Consider the following 14,941-nt stretch of genomic DNA (forward strand, 5'->3'; position numbering starts at 1 on the left):
CGTCACACCCCCGCCACTACGGTGCTGCCGTCCACCTCAAGCACCTGAGCGCCGTAGCAGGCCCTGAGGTTCCGGGCGGTGAGCGTCGACTGCAGCGACCCGAAGCCGAACTGCCGCCCGTTGAGCAGACACACCTGCTCGCATGCGGCATGGGCGATCGCCAGGTCGTGGGTGCTGACGAGGACAGTGGCGCCTCCCCTCTTCAGCTCACGCAGCGCACCGATCAGTGCATCCCTGCTGACCGCGTCCACGCCATTGAAAGGCTCGTCCAGCAGCAGCACGGCGGCCTGTTGGGCGATCGCGCGGGCGAGAAGAACGCGCTGCCGTTGCCCGCCGGAGAGGGTGCCGAAGCGGTCCCGGGCCCGGTCCGCGAGGCCGACCAGGTCCAGTGCCTCGGCCGCGATGGAGCGGTCGTGGCGCCCGGGCCGGCGCAGCCAGCCGACGGCGCGGTAGCGGCCCATCAGCACCACCTGCCCGACGGTGACCGGGAATTCGGGATCGAGGGTGTCGGCCTGGGGCACGTACGCGGTGTGTGTGCGGGCGGCGGCCGGACTCCGCCCGCACACCGTCACCGACCCCGAGGCCACGGTCACCAGCCCCAACGCCGACTTGATGAGGGTGGACTTGCCCGCCCCGTTGGGGCCGACGAGGGCGAGCGCCCGGCCGCGGGGGACCGAGCCGTGTACACCGTCGAGGACGACCTTGGAGCCGTAGCCCAGACAGGCGTGGTCGAAAACGATCGCGGGCTGTGCTCCGTGCGGGTCCGCTCCGGTGCGCGGAGCGGGGATGGCCGACGGCGCGGGAGTGGTCGGCGTGGTCACTTCAGCGCGTCCACGATGGTCTTGGTGTTGAACCGCTCGCTCTTGAGGTAGGTGTCTCCTGCTGAGCCCTTGGGGCCGAGCGAGTCCCCGTACAGCGAGCCGTCTCCGGCGATCACCTCGACGCCGGCCTGGCGGGCGATGGCCTTCGTGGTCTTGGGCGGCAGCGAGCTCTCGCCGAAGACGGCCTTCACCTTCTGTGCCTTGATCTTCTGCACCAGGCTGTCGATCTGCTTGCCGGAGAGTTCGGCCTGGTCGCTGAAGTCGGGGATGACCGCGCCGACGTAGGTGAGGTGGTAGCGGTCGATGTAGTAGCCGAAGGCGTCGTGGTTGGTGACCAGCTTGCGGTCCTGGCGTGGCAGTGAGTTGATCTTGCGCTCGATGTCCTTGTCGAGGGCGTCGAGTCGTTCGGCGTAGGCGGTGAAGTTGGCCTGGTAGTCGGCCTTGTGGTCCGGGTCGGCCTTGATCAACGCCTGCTCGATGTTCCGGCACATGATCTTCGCGTTGCGGGGGTTGTGCCAGATGTGGGGGTCGTCCGCGGGCTTGCCGGTCTCCTCGTCCTCACCGCGGCGGAGCGTGACGTGCTTGCTGGTGTCGACGGTCCTGCCGCTGAACCCGGCGGCCCGGACCGGCTTGTCCAGCCATTCCTCCTCCAGCCCCGCACCGTTCTCGAACAGCACCTTGGCCTGGCCTATCGCCTGGAGGTGGGCGGGTGTGGGCTCGTACTCGTGGGGCGAGGCGTTCGGCTTGATCAGCTGGAGGACGTCGACGCGGCCCTTGCCGATGTTGCGTACGAAGTCCGCCACCTGGGTGGTGGTGGCCACCACCTTCAGTGCGCCCGGCCCCGAGCCGTCGGACTGTCCGGTGCCACCCTTCGCGCCGCAGCCGGCCAGCGAGAACGCGGCGAGGGATATGGCCGCGAGAGCGACGAGGGCCTGCTGCGGACGGTGCACGGGGTCTCCTTGGGCGTGACTGGGTGAGAATGGCATCAGTGGACATGAAAATCATGTTCAGGTAGTTTGAGTGATCGACAGGCTTAGGTCAACTGGGAGTCGAGATGAGCGGGGCAGCGGCAGGGCGGACGGACACCGTGGAGCCGGGCGCGCGCAGAACGCGCCAGCGCACCGCAGTGCGGCAAGCGCTCGCCGGTTGCCGGGACTTCATCTCCGCCCAGTCCCTGTGCGCCCTGCTGGCAGAAGCCGGCGTCAGCGTGGGCCTCACCACCGTCTATCGCACGCTGCGCGACCTGGAACGAGCCGGGCGTGTCGATGTCGTGCGCGACGAGACCGGGGAGCGGCTCTACCGGGAGCGGCACGGGGACGGTCACCGTCACTACCTCATCTGCCGGTGCTGCGGCCGCAGCCGGGCCGTCGACACGGAGGTCGTGGAGGCGTGGGCCGACCGGCTCGGCGAGCACACCGGCTTCACCGATGTCGAGCACACCCTCGAACTCACCGGCGTCTGCGCCGGCTGCGCACCGTCCGCCGGACAAGGAGACACCCCATGCCGCCAGGAGTCCCCCCGCCCCTCAGATCCCCGCAGGTCACAGCGCTGCTGAACCTCGCCCGCCGGCCGAGAACCGCGCGATCGCACCCGTAGCTGAATCGCCTCAGCTTGTCGCCCCGCGGTGCCAGGCTGCCTCGTGCGGCAGGCGGAGGCCGTCGAGCCCGACCAAGGAGCAGCCGGGCTCAGGCGCGGTTCCGTCCTCCGTTTCGGTAGGTCGGAGCCTTGTGAGCGGGCGCGTAGTTCGGCGAGGGGCCTACGGCCTGTCCGATGGGTCAGACCCTAGTTGTTGCGGGTCATGACGTTGTTGACGTTGCGTCGGTCAGCGGCTTCTGGGGGTAGGAGCGGAGCACGAGGGATGTGGTGACAGGGCCGTAACGGGCAAGTGCGTCGACGACTTCTTCGAGTCGTCCTGCCTGCGGACAGTAGACGTCGAAGATGAGGCAGTCTTCCCCGGTGACTCTGAGAGTGGAGGCGACCTCAGGAGTCCGGGAGGCGAAGTCCAGCGCGTGTGAGAGCTGGGCGTGCGTGGTGCGCAGCCGGATAACTCCTGGACTCGCTGACCCCGCGTTGATCAACCACCGTGTGGGACGCGTAGCCACCAGCCACCGCGCAGCGGTTCCGCTTCGAGCAAGGAAGCCTGCCCGTTGAGGCACAAGAATGCGCCGCCGTCCGTCGAAGGTCGCCGCCGGGTTGGCGAACGGTGCCGGACGCGACCCATCGCACACGTAGCAGCCGAGTTGGGCATCTCTGGAGCGTGCGCTTCCAAGTGGGTCAACCGCTACCGACGCCACGGTGACCTCGGCTGCCACAAGGTCAGCGCACGGCGACCAGGACGTGACTGTGACCGAATTGCCAGACCGACCCGGCGTCCTCGAATCCCGCCTCGCGCAGGAGCGCGACATGGTCGGCCGGCGTCAGGTCATTTCCCTCGCAGTACGGCAGTGAGCGGCGGCTGCGGGTGGCGAGCAGACCGGCGAGATCCGGGTCCTCGCCGGCCGCCGTCCACCATGACTTCCAGTCCTCGTGGACGAAGGCTGCCTGGCGCCTGGCGCGGCGGAGGCCGACCTGGGCGGCGATGCCGGAGATCTTGGCGCCGTCCGGGGAGAGGTGATCGCCGTTGATCAGGACGCCGCCGGGGCGGAGCACGGTCGCGAGCTGGCGGTAGACCTGCCGCAGGGTGTGCGCGCCGAGGTAGTGCAGAGCCGTCGCCGAGACGGCCGCATCCAGTTGCCGGTCCAGGGCGAGGGCGTGGAGCCAGCCGGGTTCGCCGATCGTCGCTTCGACGTAGCGGGCGGCGGAGCCGTAGTAGACCCGGCCGAGTTCCAGCAGCAGCGGGTCGGCGTCGACGGCCAGGACCTCCGCGCGCGGCAGCCGGGCGGCCAGCCGTGCCCCCAGCGCTCCGGGGCCGGAGCCGAGGTCGACGACCAGCGGGCTCGCCCGACCGGCCGTCACATGTTCGACCACATCGGTGATCACGGTGAAGCGCTCCTCGCGGTCGATTGCGTAGCGCTGTTGCTGGCCTTCCCAGCGCTCCACCCACCGCGTGGCGGTCTCAGTGCTCAGTTCCATCCCGGCCGTTCCGCGTGCCCATACCCATGCCCATACCCGCGCCGTGCCGCTGACTTACCGGCACGGCACCGTCGGGCGGTGCCGGTGGACACAGCCGGGCGCTAATGAAAATCATTGTAGACTAGCGAGCGCGGTGAGCAACGCTGCTATTTCCTCAAGGGTGTTGTAGACGTGCAGACTCACTCGTACGGAGCTCTCCTTCTCCGACGCTCCGGCCTGGCAGTGGCTGTCGGAGCGCACCATGAAGCCGCGGCTGAAGAGGATGAACCCGAGGTCGCCCGAGCTGATGTCGCGGTGCCGGAAGGCGACGATGCTGCGGCGCCGCTGCACCGGGGAGTCGGCGGCCAGGCTCCGGCCGCAGCCCAGGACGTCGTAGGCGTCCAGCCGGCTCAGCCCATCGGTCAGGCGGGCCGCGAGACCAACGGTCCACCGTTCGATACGGTCCGGGCCCGCTGCCTCCAGCCAGTCCAGGGCCGCCGTCAGGCCGACGGCGCCGGCCGTGTTCGGGGTGCCGCGCCACCCACCGGGCCGGAACGCGGGGCCGCGTGTCTCCCGGGCCCAGATCGCACCGGAGCCCGGCAGGGCCATCACCTTGTGCCCGGAGAACACCACGAAGTCCACATCGAGTTCGGCGACGGAGACCGGCAGGTGCCCGACGCTCTGGGCCGCGTCCAGACAGATCGGCACCTCGGGTCCGGCCACCTGACGTATGCGGTGGACGTTCATGTCGCTGCCGTAGACATGGTGCACATGGGTGGCCGCGACGAAGCGGGTGCGCGGGCCGATCACCTCGGCGAGCGCCGCCGGATCGTAGTCGCCGGAGCCCGGCTGGCAGGGCAGTTCCCGCACCAGGATCCGGACGCCCTGGCGGGCGAGCAGCTCCCGAGCCTCCAGCCACGGTTCCAGATTCGCCTGGTGGTCGGCGAAGGGGACGACGATCTCGTCGCCGTCACGGAGAAAGCCGGGCGCCGCCAGCCAGTCGCGGGCGACGCTGCGCAGCCCTTCGGTGGCGCCGCTGGTGAGGTGCACGGCCGAGCGGTCGGCGGCCGGGTCACCGAGGAACTCCTTGATCCGGTCGCAGGTCCGCTCCACCATCGCCGTCGTGGCGTTGGCCCAGGGGTAGGTGCCCCGTCCCGCGTTGGCATTGGAGGTGACGAGGTAGCGCTGTACGGCGTCCAGGACGGGCTGCGGCTTTTGCGCGGTGGCGGCGCTGTCCAGGTAGATCAGGTCCGGGTGCGCCGAGATGATGGGGAACTGGCCGCGCAGCGCGCGTTGCCACGGCCGCAGTTCGTCGAGCTGGCAGGGCGGGGGACGGTCCATGTCACTCACGCACCAGCGGTGCGCCCGCGTCGCGCCAGGCGATGATGCCGCCGGCCAGGCTGCGCACGTCGGGGTGGCCCATACGGGTCAGCAGGGCGGCGTACTGGGCGGACTTCTCGCCGACCGGGCAGGCCAGCAGCACGGGCTGCCGCTTGCTGAAGGGCAGGCCGCCCCGCAGGAGTTCGTCGAAGAGCTCGTCGACGATGTTGACCGATCCCTCGATGTGGAGCGCGGCGTAGGCGAAGGGGCCGCGCAGATCGATGACGAGGGGCCGTTCCGCCGCGATCCACTTCTGGGCGTCGGCGGTGTCGATCACGCCGGCCGCTCGTACCTCGGCGTCGGTGAGCGTGGCCACGGAGTTCTTGACCGGCGAGCGGCCCAGCAGCTCCGGCCGGCGGTCCCGTACGTAGCTGAGATAGCTCTCCATCCGGTCGCAGACGATGAACACGGCCGTCTTACGGGCCGTCAGCTCGGCGTCGAGCGGGCGCAGATGGCGCACCGCTCCGAAGTACGCCGCGCCGCCGGTGGGCCCGGCGAGTATCCCGCAGCGGCGGACGAGGGTCAGCATCCCGTCGATGGCGTCGCCGGAGCCGACCGGATCGATCGTGTCGTACGTGGTGGGGTCGAACAGCCCGACCTCGTGCACCTCGTCGGCATTGCGGATCCCCGGAATGAAGTCCGACTTCTCCCCGACCAGCCCGACGACGCGTACCGCCGGGTCGTGGTCGCGCAGCACCCTGGCGACCCCGGTGGACGAACCCGCGGTGCCCACACAGGCGATGAACCAGTCCGGGGCCCGGCCGTCGAGGTCCGCCACGATCTCCGGTCCGGTGCCGGTCTCATGTGCCTCGGCGTTGAGCGCGTTGAAGTACTGATCGGTGTGGAGATGAGCGCTGCCGGGCCGGGTCAGCTCCTGGTGGAAACGGGTCAACGGGTCTTCGGTGTCGGTCGGATCGAGGCACTCGGTCTGTCCGGGCAGCTCCTCGATCTCGGCGCCCAGCAGCAGAAGCAGCTCCTTGATCTCCGGCACCCGCATCCGGTTGGTGACGCTCTTGAACGCCAGCCCGTGCATGCCGGCGATGGCGGCCAGCGCCTTGGCGGTGTTCCCGCTCGACAGCTCGACGATCGTCTCGCCCCGCTCCTGGGCACCGGGCAGGCCGGGCCGCGCCATGTTCCAGGCGGCCCGGTCCTTGACCGAGCCGAAGGGATTGAGCATTTCCAGCTTCGCGTAGAGGTCGATGGCGCGCAGACCGTGGACGGCGGGGTCGATGCGTACGAGCGGGGTGTTGCCTATGACGTCGGTGATGCTGTCGTATCTCATTCCTCATGCCCCCCATGGCAGTTGATCGGCCAGTACTCCTCGTCCAGGCACCATCGCCAGGTGCCGGCGTCCCGGTGCACGGCTACGGTGCGGGCGATGGGCTGCCGCTGGGCCCGGGTGGCGTGGAAGTCCATGCAGTAGCCGGCCGTGTTCGCGAAGGCGAGGAGGTCGCCCGGCTGGGGCAGGCGGGGCAGATGGACCATCCGACGGGTGATCAGATCCGCTTCGAGGCACAGACTGCCGGTCAGATACACCCCTACGGGCCCGCGGGGCCCCACGGGAGCGCCATCGCGGGGCAGCAGCAACGGGTCCATGAGGACGCCGTGTTCCTCCAGGCTCACATCGCTCGCCGTCATGCCGAGGCGTACGAGGTGGTGGTCCCCGGACTCGGTACCGCGCACCTCCAGCACCCGCGCCAGGGACAGCCCGCACTGGTCGACCAGTGCCCTTCCGGGTTCGGTGTAGAGGTCGTACAGGTTCTCCAGCAGCAGAGTGCCCAGCGGGCGGCCCAGCGAGGGGGCGGGCATCGACAGCAGCGCGTCGAGGTAGGCGGGGCCGGCGATGGGGCGGTGGGCCGGGTAGAGACCCAGGGCCCCACGGAGGGTGCCGTTCTCGGCGCGTAGACCGTAGCCGTGCCCGCCCCAGGTCAGGGGCGGGCGGCGGCCCAGGACGGCGTGGGCGAGCTCGGTGGTGTAGCGGTCCCACTGGGCGCCGTGGGCGAGGTAGTTCACGCCGTAGCCGCCGCCGGTGTCGAGGGCGCGCGGCTCAAACCCCCGGCGCCGGAGCTCGTTCAGGGCATGGAGGCAGCCTTCGAGGGCGAGGGCCTTCTCGTCGAGGCTGGTGGTATCGAGGTGGTAGGCGACGCCGGTCGGCTCGACGGCGTCCCGGTGCCGCTCGACCGCGTCCAGCAGCCGGTCCAGCCCCCGTACGGAGGTGCCGAAGCGGCTCTGCCGGGAGAGCACCTTGACGCCGGAAGCCTCGAAATCCGACAGCCGCAGCAGGACCCGTACGCGGGGCAGGGCGTGCTTGCGTACGAGGGCGGCGATGTCCTCCAGCTCCCCTTGCCCGTCCGCGCTGACGGTGACCCCGGTGAGCACGGCGAGCCACCGGAACTGCGGATCCTTGGGGCCGGTCGCCACGATCCGGTCCGGGGTGAAGCCGGCGCCGAGGGCGTGCTGCAGCTCGCCCAGCGATGCCACGTCGATGGCGGCGTCTGTGGCGGCGAGGCGTCGCACCAGCGCGCTGGAACCGTTCGCCTTGTGCGCGAAGAACACCTGCCCGGAGAGGCTGTGCCGACGCAGGACCGAGCGAAAGCGCTCGATGTTCTCCGCGATCCGGTCGGGCAGCAGGACATTGAGCGGTGATCCGAACGCATCGACCAGTGTGTGAAGGAACGCGGGTGACCCCAGCAGGGACGAGAGCGGCGGTTCGAGGCCCGGCTCCAGGTACAAGGGGTCACCGTGCATCCAGGCGTTCCTCCCCGTTGAGGATGACACGTCGCTATCGGCGTCCAGCCCTCATCTCTTTCCAATCGCGGGGCCGTTTACGCCCGCCCGTACGAGTGTCTGGCTCGTTCGCGCCGGCGACCGGTCAGAGGGTGCGGACCATCAGGATGTCGTCGCGGTCGTCGCCGGGAGCGACCCGCAGCGCCCCGGGCCAGCGGCCGATCTCCCGCCATCCCAGACGGCGGTAGAACTCCTCCAGCCCCATGCCCGCCCGTGCGGCGAGGTGGAGTTGTTCGAGGCCCATCTCCTCCCGCGCCAGGTCCTGGACGCGGTGCATCAGCGCGGTGCCGATGCCCCGACTGCGGAAGCGCGGGTGCGTCTGGAGGTGGTTGAGTTCGCCCCAGTGCGCGATGAAGGGGTGCAGGTCACGGCGTACGACCAGCCATCCCGCCAAGTCACCCTCGACGGTGGCGAGCAGCAGCCGGCCGCGTTGCGGACCGAGCCCGGCGATCAACTCCTCGACCGCCGGTGCGACTTCTTCGGTGCCCACCGGAGGAGGGGGGAACCCGAGCGGTACGACAGCGCCGCCCGCGTTGCTCACGACCGTCCAGCACTCGATCAGCTCCCGCCTCCGCTCGGGGGTGATCTCCCACGGCCGGACGATCTGGGTGAACTCGGGCGCAATACGGTCAGCCATGAGGTTCACCCTCCCAGAGGCGGACCGGTAGCTGCGCCGAAGCGCGCCCGGGCGTCGCCTGGGACTGGACCACCCTTTCCTCTATGCCGGGTTGGGCAGTGCCGTGGCTGCGACCACTGCCCAACCCGGAGTCCTCGCGTGGCCGGGCGTCAGTCCGGCGCGATGAAGGTCACCAACTGCTCTTGGTGACGCCGGGGAGCTCGCCGGCGTGGGCCATTTCGCGCACCCGGATGCGGGAGAGGCCGAAGGTGCGCAAGTGGCCGCGGGGGCGTCCGTCGACTGCGTCGCGGTTGCGGATCCGGGTGGCGCTGGCGTCGCGCGGCTGGCGGCGCAGCTCCTGCTGAGCGGCCGCGCGCTCGTCTTCGGAGGTGCCCGGATTGGCGATGATCGCCTTCAGCTCGGCGCGGCGCTCGGCATAGCGGGCGACGATCTCGCGCCGCTGTTCATTCTTGGCGATCTTGCTCTTCTTCGCCATCAGACCTTTCCTCCCTGATTGCGGATGCGGGCCACGGCGGCCTCGATGCCGATCGTGTCGACGGTCTTGATGCCCTTGGCGCTGAGCGTGAGCCGGACATGGCGGTTCTCGCTCGGCAGCCAATAGCGCTTGCGCTGGATGTTGGGGTCGAACCGGCGCGAGGTGCGGCGGTGCGAGTGGGAGACGGTCTTGCCGAAGCCGGGTTGGCGACCGGTGAGTTGACAGTGGGCTGACATGGTCCCTCTTGATCGTGTGCAGGCAGCGAGGCAGCACTGTAGCAGCTTGATGGAAATGAAAACCATTTGTGTATGCTGCTCGGCATGGCTCGTAACGAACTGCGTCCGATCATCAAGCTGCGGTCCACGGCCGGGACCGGCTACACCTACGTGACCCGCAAGAACCGCCGAAATGACCCGGATCGCCTGACCCTGCGCAAGTACGACCCGGTCGTGGGTCGTCACGTCGATTTCCGCGAGGAGCGCTGACCCCCATGAAGCCCGGAATCCACCCCGAGTACCGGCCCGTCGTCTTCCGCGACCGCGCCGCCAACCACGCCTTCCTCACCCGCTCCACCGCCACCAGCGACAAGACGGTGGAGTGGGAGGACGGCAATACCTACCCCGTCATCGACGTGGAGATCTCCTCGGCGAGCCACCCGTTCTACACCGGTACCCAGCGCGTGCTGGACACCGCGGGCCGTGTTGAGCGCTTCCAGCGCCGGTACGGGCGGAGGGAACGGTGAGTCCGGCCGAGCGCCGTCTGCCGGTGGTGATCGTCGGCGGGCTGTGCGACGGCGCCCGCCGCGCCGCGGTGGGGGACATCCTGCACTCCGTGCCCGGAACCGTGGTGCTGCACCACGACCTGTCGTCCGGCCCCGACCGCTCGGTGCACCGCACCATCCGCGACGTCAACGGACCGGTCAGCAGCGACCACGCCCCGCTGGTGAACGACTGCGCCTGCTGCGCGCTGCGCGAGGACCTGGTCCCGGAGCTGGTGCGGCTGGCCGATGCCGGAACGTATCGGCTGGCTGTTGTGGAGCTGTGGGATTCGGTCGAGCCGCAGGCCATGGCCGCCGTCATCGCGGCGGAAAGCGAATCGCTGGAGCTGACCGGGGTGGCCACCGCCGTCGACCCCGCGCTCGTGCTGCCGTGTCTGTCCAATGGTGACGACCTGGCCGAGGCCGGTCTCGCGGCCGCCCCGACCGACGAGCGCACGGTGGCCGACACCTTCGCCCGGCAGATCGAATACCCCACGGTGATCGCCCTCGCCGAGGGTGACGAGCCCGCGGACGACGGCGATCTCGCGCTGCTCGCCCAGCTGACTCCTGCTGCACAGCGTGTGAGGGTCGGCCAGGGCACGCTCGGCCCGGCCCTGATGGCCGGATTCGACGTCGAGGCGGCGGCCGCCCGTCAGCACCCGGCGTGTGCGCTGCTGCCGCAGGAGGCCGACGAACACGGGGTCGACACTCTCGTGTGGCGGCGTGAGCGGCCCTTCCACCCGGGGCGGCTGCACGCGGCCCTGGAGGATCTGGTCTGCGCCGCCGCTCGTATCCGGGGCCGGTTCTGGCTGGCCGACCGGCCCGACACGCTGCTGTCGTGGGACGCGGCCGGCGGCGCGCTGTGCGTGGAATCGGCGGGCCCGTGGCTTGCCGCGCTGCCGGACGCCGCCTGGGAAATGGTGCCCGCCGAACGCCGCGTCGCCGCCGCCCTCGACTGGCACCCCGAACACGGCGACCGCTGCCAGCACCTCACCTTCACCTGTCCCGGCCTCGACCGGGACAACCTGCTGGCCCTGCTGGACTCGTGCCTGCTCACCGACGCCGAGTACGCGGCCGGGCCGCAGTCCTGGAGAGAGCTGTCGCACGCCTTCGACGAACTGCTCGACCCCGTCGCCTGAGCCCGTAACCGAGCCCCCCAGAACCGGAAGGAACGGACCGAACCCCATGCCCCGTCGCCCCAACCTCAAGAACAAGCCCGCCAAGCGGAAGGTCAATCCGCTGGACGCCGCCGGCATCACCTACATCGACTACAAGGACACCAACCTGCTGCGGAAGTTCATCTCCGACCGCGGCAAGATCCGCAGCCGTCGGGTGACCAACGTGACCAGGCAGCAGCAGCGGCAGATAGCCCGCGCCATCAAGAACGCCCGCGAGATGGCCCTGATCCCCTACGCCTCCCGATAGCCGGCCAGGAGGAGAGCAGAAGTGCCGTTGACGATGCTGCGGGCACGAAAAGCCGCCCACACACTCGTTGCCGCCCTCGCGGAGGTGGGACGGTGAACACCGGCAGGACGCCGAAGCGGGGACTGCTGAGCATCGTCTCGGGCAACACGCCGCAGGCCCGCAGCCACGCAGTGGACACGCTGCGACGTGCCGCGCCTGACGCCGTGGTGTTGTCGGTATCGGTCGACAACGACGAAGGCGGGCGGTATCCGTTCGTGCAGCGGGTCGTCTCCTGCGACGACGGGCAGCTTCGGGACGAGCTGTGCCGGGCGGCAACCGGCGACCCCGCCGTGATCGTCCGTCAGGATGTCGAGGCCATCGCCCGCCGTACGACGCGGCCCCATGTCGTGCTCGCGCTCCCGGCGGAACTCGACGCGGAGCTCTTTCTGGCCGCACTGTGGCAAACCCCGCTGGGCCGCACGCCCACGGCACATCACTACGCTCTCGGGCCGGTAGCCGCCGGGGTGGACCCCGACCGCTTCCTCAGCGATCTGCGCTGTGTGCACCAGGCGGTCCGGCTCTACGGTCCGGGCGCCCGAGCCGTACCGGTCACTCTCGCCGAGGCCGCCGCCCGCCAAGTGGAGGCGGCCACAACGGTGATCGTGGGACCCGGTCGGGAGGCGGCCGACGGAACGCGAGAAGGGGTGCGGGCGCTGCTCGCCCACCTCAGTCCCTCCGCAACCGTGCTCTCCGCTGCCGGTGCCGTTGCCGGCGAGGTCGCCCTCGACGCGTTGACCAGGCCCGATCCTCGGTGGGTCGAGGCCAGTCCGGCCGATCGTCTCGACCCCGTCCTCACACCGGCGCACCGGCGCGGTGTCGATCTCGGCGTCGTCTCCGTACTGTGGCGCTCGCGCCGTCCCGTACATCCGGAGCGGCTGGCGGACAGCCTGCCGAAGATCATGTCAGGAGTGCTACGCAGCCGCGGCCATCTGTGGGTGGCCACGCAACCGGGCTCGGTCGTCAGCTGGCGATCCGCCGGACGCCACCTCGAACTACGCGAGACCGGCCGCTGGTTGCAGGAGGGCGACACACGGGCGTGGCGCGATGCCTCGCCGCAGCGCCGCACCTTGGCCTCCTGGTTCTGGGACGACTACTACGGCGAGCGGCGCAATGAGCTCGTCTTCACCGGTACCGAGCTGGACCAGGACGAGCTCCGTGGCGTCCTGGACGCCACGCTGCTCGACGACCGCGAGCTGTCGCTCGGCGTCGAGGGCTGGGCCGGCCTGCCCGATCCGTTGCTCGGAGATGCGGTACCGGACGTTCCGACCGATGGCTGAGAGCTGAGAATCCCGGAGAGTCGGAGCCAGGAGCGCGGTAGGAGCCGCTGGCGATGGCGCTCACCCGCTGTCCCGGCCCGGGGAGGGAACGCGCGGCAGCCGCCTCAGCGCACTCGCCGGTCCTCCAGCGGCGCCGCCATCAGCGCCTCGTCGGCGGTGTACGGCAGATGCGGGGTGTGGTTCACCAGCCGGGCCGAGTTGCCGACAACGGCGATGCTGCTCGTGTTGTGGAGGAGGGCGGCCAGGACCGGGTTCATCGAGCCGCCGGCTCCGGCGACGAGGCCGAGGAGGTTGACGCCGATAGCGAGGCCGTAATTCTGGCGGACCACGCGCAGTGTGTGGCGGCTGAGCTCGACGACGGCCGGGACCTGTTGCAGATCGTCGCCCGGAAGCGCGATATCGGCGGTTTCCAATGCGACATGGGAGGAGTGGGCACCCATGGAAATGCCGACGTCGGCGAGGGCGAGCGCGGGGGCGTCGTTGGTGCCGTCGCCGACCATGGCAACGGTGTGGCCTTCGGCCTGGAGGTCGCGGATCAGCTGGAGTTTGCCTTCGGGGAGGGCGTGGGCGTGTACCTCGGTGATGCCGAGGGCGTCGGCGACGGCCTGCGCGGTCTCGGGGGCGTCGCCGGTGAGCAGCACCACGCGGGACACCCCCAGATCGGTCAGCTGCCGGATCACGGCACCCGCTCCGGTCCGTACGGCATCGGAGACGCCGAGCAGGCCGATCAGGTCCTCGTCGTGGGCGATGCAGATGACGGTTTCGCCGCCGCCGCGCAGCTGCTCGGTCCAGCCTTGGGCCTCCTCCGTCAGCTCGACGCCGTGCTGACGCAGCAGGGCGGGGCTGCCCACGAGCAGCCGGGTGCCGTCGAGTTCGGCGCGCATGCCCATGCCCAGGACGACCTCGCAGGCTTGGTGGATGGGCGCGCGCAAGTGCTGTTCCTCGGTGTGGGCGACGATGGCCTGGGCGAGCGGATGACGGGCGTGCAGCTCGCCGGAGGCGGCCAGGGTGAGGACCTGGTTGGCGGTGTAGCTGTCGCTGAGGGTGACCACGCTGGTGACCAGGGGCCGTCCGAAGGTGAGGGTGCCGGTCTTGTCGAAGACGACCGCGGTGACCCGCCCGATGCCCTCCAGGTGGGTGCCGCCCTTGATGAGGGTGCCGCGGCGGGCGCCGTTGCCGATGGCCGCGCTGATGGCGGTGGGCGTGGCGAGCCCGGCCGCGCAGGGACAGGCGATCAGCAGCATCGTCATGGCGCGCCGCGCGTCGCGGGTGACGGCGTACGTCAAGGCGGCCAGCGCGAAGGAGACGGGGACGAAGCGCTGGGTGAAGCGGGTGGCGACGGTCTGGATCGGAGCCCGGTCGGACTGGGCCTCCTCGACCCGGCTGATGATCCGGCCGACGGTGGTGTCCGCGCCGACGGACGTGGCCCGGACGGTGAGCGAGCCGGAGGTGACGATGGTTCCGGCGTAGACCCCGGCGCCCGCGCGGGCGTAGACGGGCAGCGCCTCGCCGGTGATTGCCGCCTGGTCCACGAGGGCCTCGCCCTTGGTCACCTCTCCGTCGACCGGGATGCGGTGGTGCTCGTAGACGGCGACGACATCACCCGGCGCGACCTCTTCGAGCGCCACCTCGACCTCGACGCCTTCCTCCCGTACGAGCCAGACCCGCTCCTCCCCGATGGTGAGCAGCTCCTCGATGGCGCGCCGCGTGCGGCGCAGGGTCAGGGTCTGCAGAAACTCACCGATGTTCAGCAGCCACAGGACGGTGAGAGCCACCACGTTCTCCCGCAGGACCAGCGAGATCACCGTCGCCGCGGTGACCAGCGTGTCCGTCCCTGGGTGGCTTCGGCCGCGCAGTGAGCGCAGGGCGCCGCGGAAGAAGGGCAGGCCGGTGAAGAGGGTGATCGCCCCGAGGAGGCCGGAGGAGCCTGCGGTGATGCGGGGGCGGCGCAGCAGTCGGCGCACGGCCACGAGGGCGAGGACCACGCCACCGACGACCAGGCGGGCGAGTTCGCCAGTGGACGAGTCGGGCGTGGAACGGGTGGGTTTCGCGGGCATGGAGGCGGATGGGGCCTCTTCGAGCGCGTCGACCAAGCGGTCGATGTCCAGGAGGTCCGGGGCCATCCAGATCACCACGCTGCCGGTACGCGGGAAAATGCGCAGCGCCCGGAATCCCCGCATGCCGATCAGCCGCTCATCGACCAATCCGGCACTGCCGGGGCGCGCCCGTACCCAGGGGACGGTCAGCCGGGCCCGGCCCGAGGCGACGGAGCGGACGACCACGGCGGACATG

At 70.4% G+C, this 14,941-nt stretch carries 17 protein-coding genes and 1 pseudogene; 7 read left to right on the forward strand and 11 right to left on the reverse strand.

The window, feature by feature from the left end:
• Positions 1 to 2 precede the first annotated feature (2 nt).
• Both ACZ4NB_RS27085 and ACZ4NB_RS27090 read right to left on the reverse strand, forming a co-directional pair.
• Positions 3 to 821 (reverse strand): metal ABC transporter ATP-binding protein, encoded by an 819-nt coding sequence (locus tag ACZ4NB_RS27085; protein ID WP_467665547.1) that lies wholly within the window; start codon positions 819 to 821, stop codon positions 3 to 5.
• The gene (locus ACZ4NB_RS27090; protein ID WP_467665549.1) at positions 818 to 1,771 is read right to left on the reverse strand and encodes a metal ABC transporter substrate-binding protein; all 954 of its coding nucleotides are present in this window, start codon (positions 1,769 to 1,771) and stop codon (positions 818 to 820) included. Before ACZ4NB_RS27090 ends, ACZ4NB_RS27085 begins: the two co-directional genes overlap by 4 nt.
• Before the next feature lie 104 nt (positions 1,772 to 1,875).
• Between ACZ4NB_RS27090 and ACZ4NB_RS27095 the strand changes: the two genes are divergently transcribed.
• Positions 1,876 to 2,376, forward strand: coding sequence for a Fur family transcriptional regulator (locus ACZ4NB_RS27095; protein ID WP_467665551.1), 501 nt, complete (start codon positions 1,876 to 1,878; stop codon positions 2,374 to 2,376).
• A gap of 241 nt (positions 2,377 to 2,617) precedes the next feature.
• On the opposite strand, the gene ACZ4NB_RS27100 is transcribed toward ACZ4NB_RS27095, so the two are convergent.
• Positions 2,618 to 2,977 carry an Lrp/AsnC ligand binding domain-containing protein gene (locus ACZ4NB_RS27100; RefSeq protein ID WP_467665681.1) on the reverse strand — a complete coding sequence of 120 codons (360 nt, stop codon included), beginning with the start codon at positions 2,975 to 2,977 and terminating at the stop codon, positions 2,618 to 2,620.
• Here ACZ4NB_RS27100 and ACZ4NB_RS27105 point away from each other — a divergent pair.
• Positions 2,969 to 3,127, forward strand: a pseudogene (locus tag ACZ4NB_RS27105) (IS481 family transposase); the annotation flags it as partial. The gene ACZ4NB_RS27100 and the pseudogene ACZ4NB_RS27105 overlap by 9 nt on opposite strands.
• Before the next feature lie 10 nt (positions 3,128 to 3,137).
• Here the strand turns inward: ACZ4NB_RS27105 and ACZ4NB_RS27110 are convergent.
• The 7 genes from ACZ4NB_RS27110 to rpmB form a co-directional block, all read right to left on the reverse strand.
• Positions 3,138 to 3,893 (reverse strand): class I SAM-dependent methyltransferase, encoded by a 756-nt coding sequence (locus tag ACZ4NB_RS27110; RefSeq protein WP_467665553.1) that lies wholly within the window; start codon positions 3,891 to 3,893, stop codon positions 3,138 to 3,140.
• Between the two features lie 111 nt (positions 3,894 to 4,004).
• The gene (locus tag ACZ4NB_RS27115) at positions 4,005 to 5,213 is read right to left on the reverse strand and encodes an aminotransferase class V-fold PLP-dependent enzyme (protein WP_467665683.1); all 1,209 of its coding nucleotides are present in this window, start codon (positions 5,211 to 5,213) and stop codon (positions 4,005 to 4,007) included.
• A gap of 1 nt (position 5,214) precedes the next feature.
• On the reverse strand, positions 5,215 to 6,534 hold the full coding sequence (locus tag ACZ4NB_RS27120) for a pyridoxal-phosphate dependent enzyme (RefSeq protein ID WP_467665554.1): 1,320 nt from the start codon (positions 6,532 to 6,534) through the stop codon (positions 5,215 to 5,217).
• Complete coding sequence (locus ACZ4NB_RS27125) at positions 6,531 to 8,000, reverse strand: Y4yA family PLP-dependent enzyme (protein WP_467665556.1); 1,470 nt, start codon at positions 7,998 to 8,000, stop codon at positions 6,531 to 6,533. Before ACZ4NB_RS27125 ends, ACZ4NB_RS27120 begins: the two co-directional genes overlap by 4 nt.
• A 124-nt stretch (positions 8,001 to 8,124) precedes the next feature.
• Entirely contained in the window at positions 8,125 to 8,676 is a 552-nt protein-coding gene (locus tag ACZ4NB_RS27130) for a GNAT family N-acetyltransferase (RefSeq protein WP_467665558.1), read from the reverse strand.
• A gap of 169 nt (positions 8,677 to 8,845) precedes the next feature.
• The gene (gene rpsN / locus ACZ4NB_RS27135) at positions 8,846 to 9,151 is read right to left on the reverse strand and encodes a 30S ribosomal protein S14 (protein ID WP_467665560.1); all 306 of its coding nucleotides are present in this window, start codon (positions 9,149 to 9,151) and stop codon (positions 8,846 to 8,848) included.
• On the reverse strand, positions 9,151 to 9,387 hold the full coding sequence (rpmB, locus tag ACZ4NB_RS27140; RefSeq protein WP_467665562.1) for a 50S ribosomal protein L28: 237 nt from the start codon (positions 9,385 to 9,387) through the stop codon (positions 9,151 to 9,153). The genes rpsN and rpmB overlap by 1 nt, the downstream gene beginning before the upstream one ends.
• 84 nt (positions 9,388 to 9,471) lie before the next feature.
• Between rpmB and rpmG the strand changes: the two genes are divergently transcribed.
• The 5 genes from rpmG to ACZ4NB_RS27165 all read left to right on the forward strand — a co-directional run bounded on the left by rpmG (position 9,472) and on the right by ACZ4NB_RS27165 (position 12,649).
• Positions 9,472 to 9,636 (forward strand): 50S ribosomal protein L33, encoded by a 165-nt coding sequence (rpmG, locus tag ACZ4NB_RS27145; RefSeq protein ID WP_026252351.1) that lies wholly within the window; start codon positions 9,472 to 9,474, stop codon positions 9,634 to 9,636.
• A gap of 5 nt (positions 9,637 to 9,641) precedes the next feature.
• Entirely contained in the window at positions 9,642 to 9,893 is a 252-nt protein-coding gene (locus ACZ4NB_RS27150) for a type B 50S ribosomal protein L31 (RefSeq protein WP_467665564.1), read from the forward strand.
• Positions 9,890 to 11,047 (forward strand): CobW family GTP-binding protein, encoded by a 1,158-nt coding sequence (locus ACZ4NB_RS27155; protein WP_467665566.1) that lies wholly within the window; start codon positions 9,890 to 9,892, stop codon positions 11,045 to 11,047. The genes ACZ4NB_RS27150 and ACZ4NB_RS27155 overlap by 4 nt, the downstream gene beginning before the upstream one ends.
• Before the next feature lie 46 nt (positions 11,048 to 11,093).
• Positions 11,094 to 11,333, forward strand: coding sequence for a 30S ribosomal protein S18 (rpsR, locus tag ACZ4NB_RS27160; RefSeq protein WP_235444869.1), 240 nt, complete (start codon positions 11,094 to 11,096; stop codon positions 11,331 to 11,333).
• Between the two features lie 92 nt (positions 11,334 to 11,425).
• On the forward strand, positions 11,426 to 12,649 hold the full coding sequence (locus tag ACZ4NB_RS27165) for a GTP-binding protein (protein ID WP_467665568.1): 1,224 nt from the start codon (positions 11,426 to 11,428) through the stop codon (positions 12,647 to 12,649).
• 104 nt (positions 12,650 to 12,753) lie between these two features.
• Here the strand turns inward: ACZ4NB_RS27165 and ACZ4NB_RS27170 are convergent, their stop codons facing one another.
• Positions 12,754 to 14,940 (reverse strand): heavy metal translocating P-type ATPase, encoded by a 2,187-nt coding sequence (locus ACZ4NB_RS27170; RefSeq protein WP_467665570.1) that lies wholly within the window; start codon positions 14,938 to 14,940, stop codon positions 12,754 to 12,756.
• Position 14,941: the final 1 nt, after the last annotated feature.

The organism is Streptomyces sp. NPDC026575, from assembly GCF_055567415.1.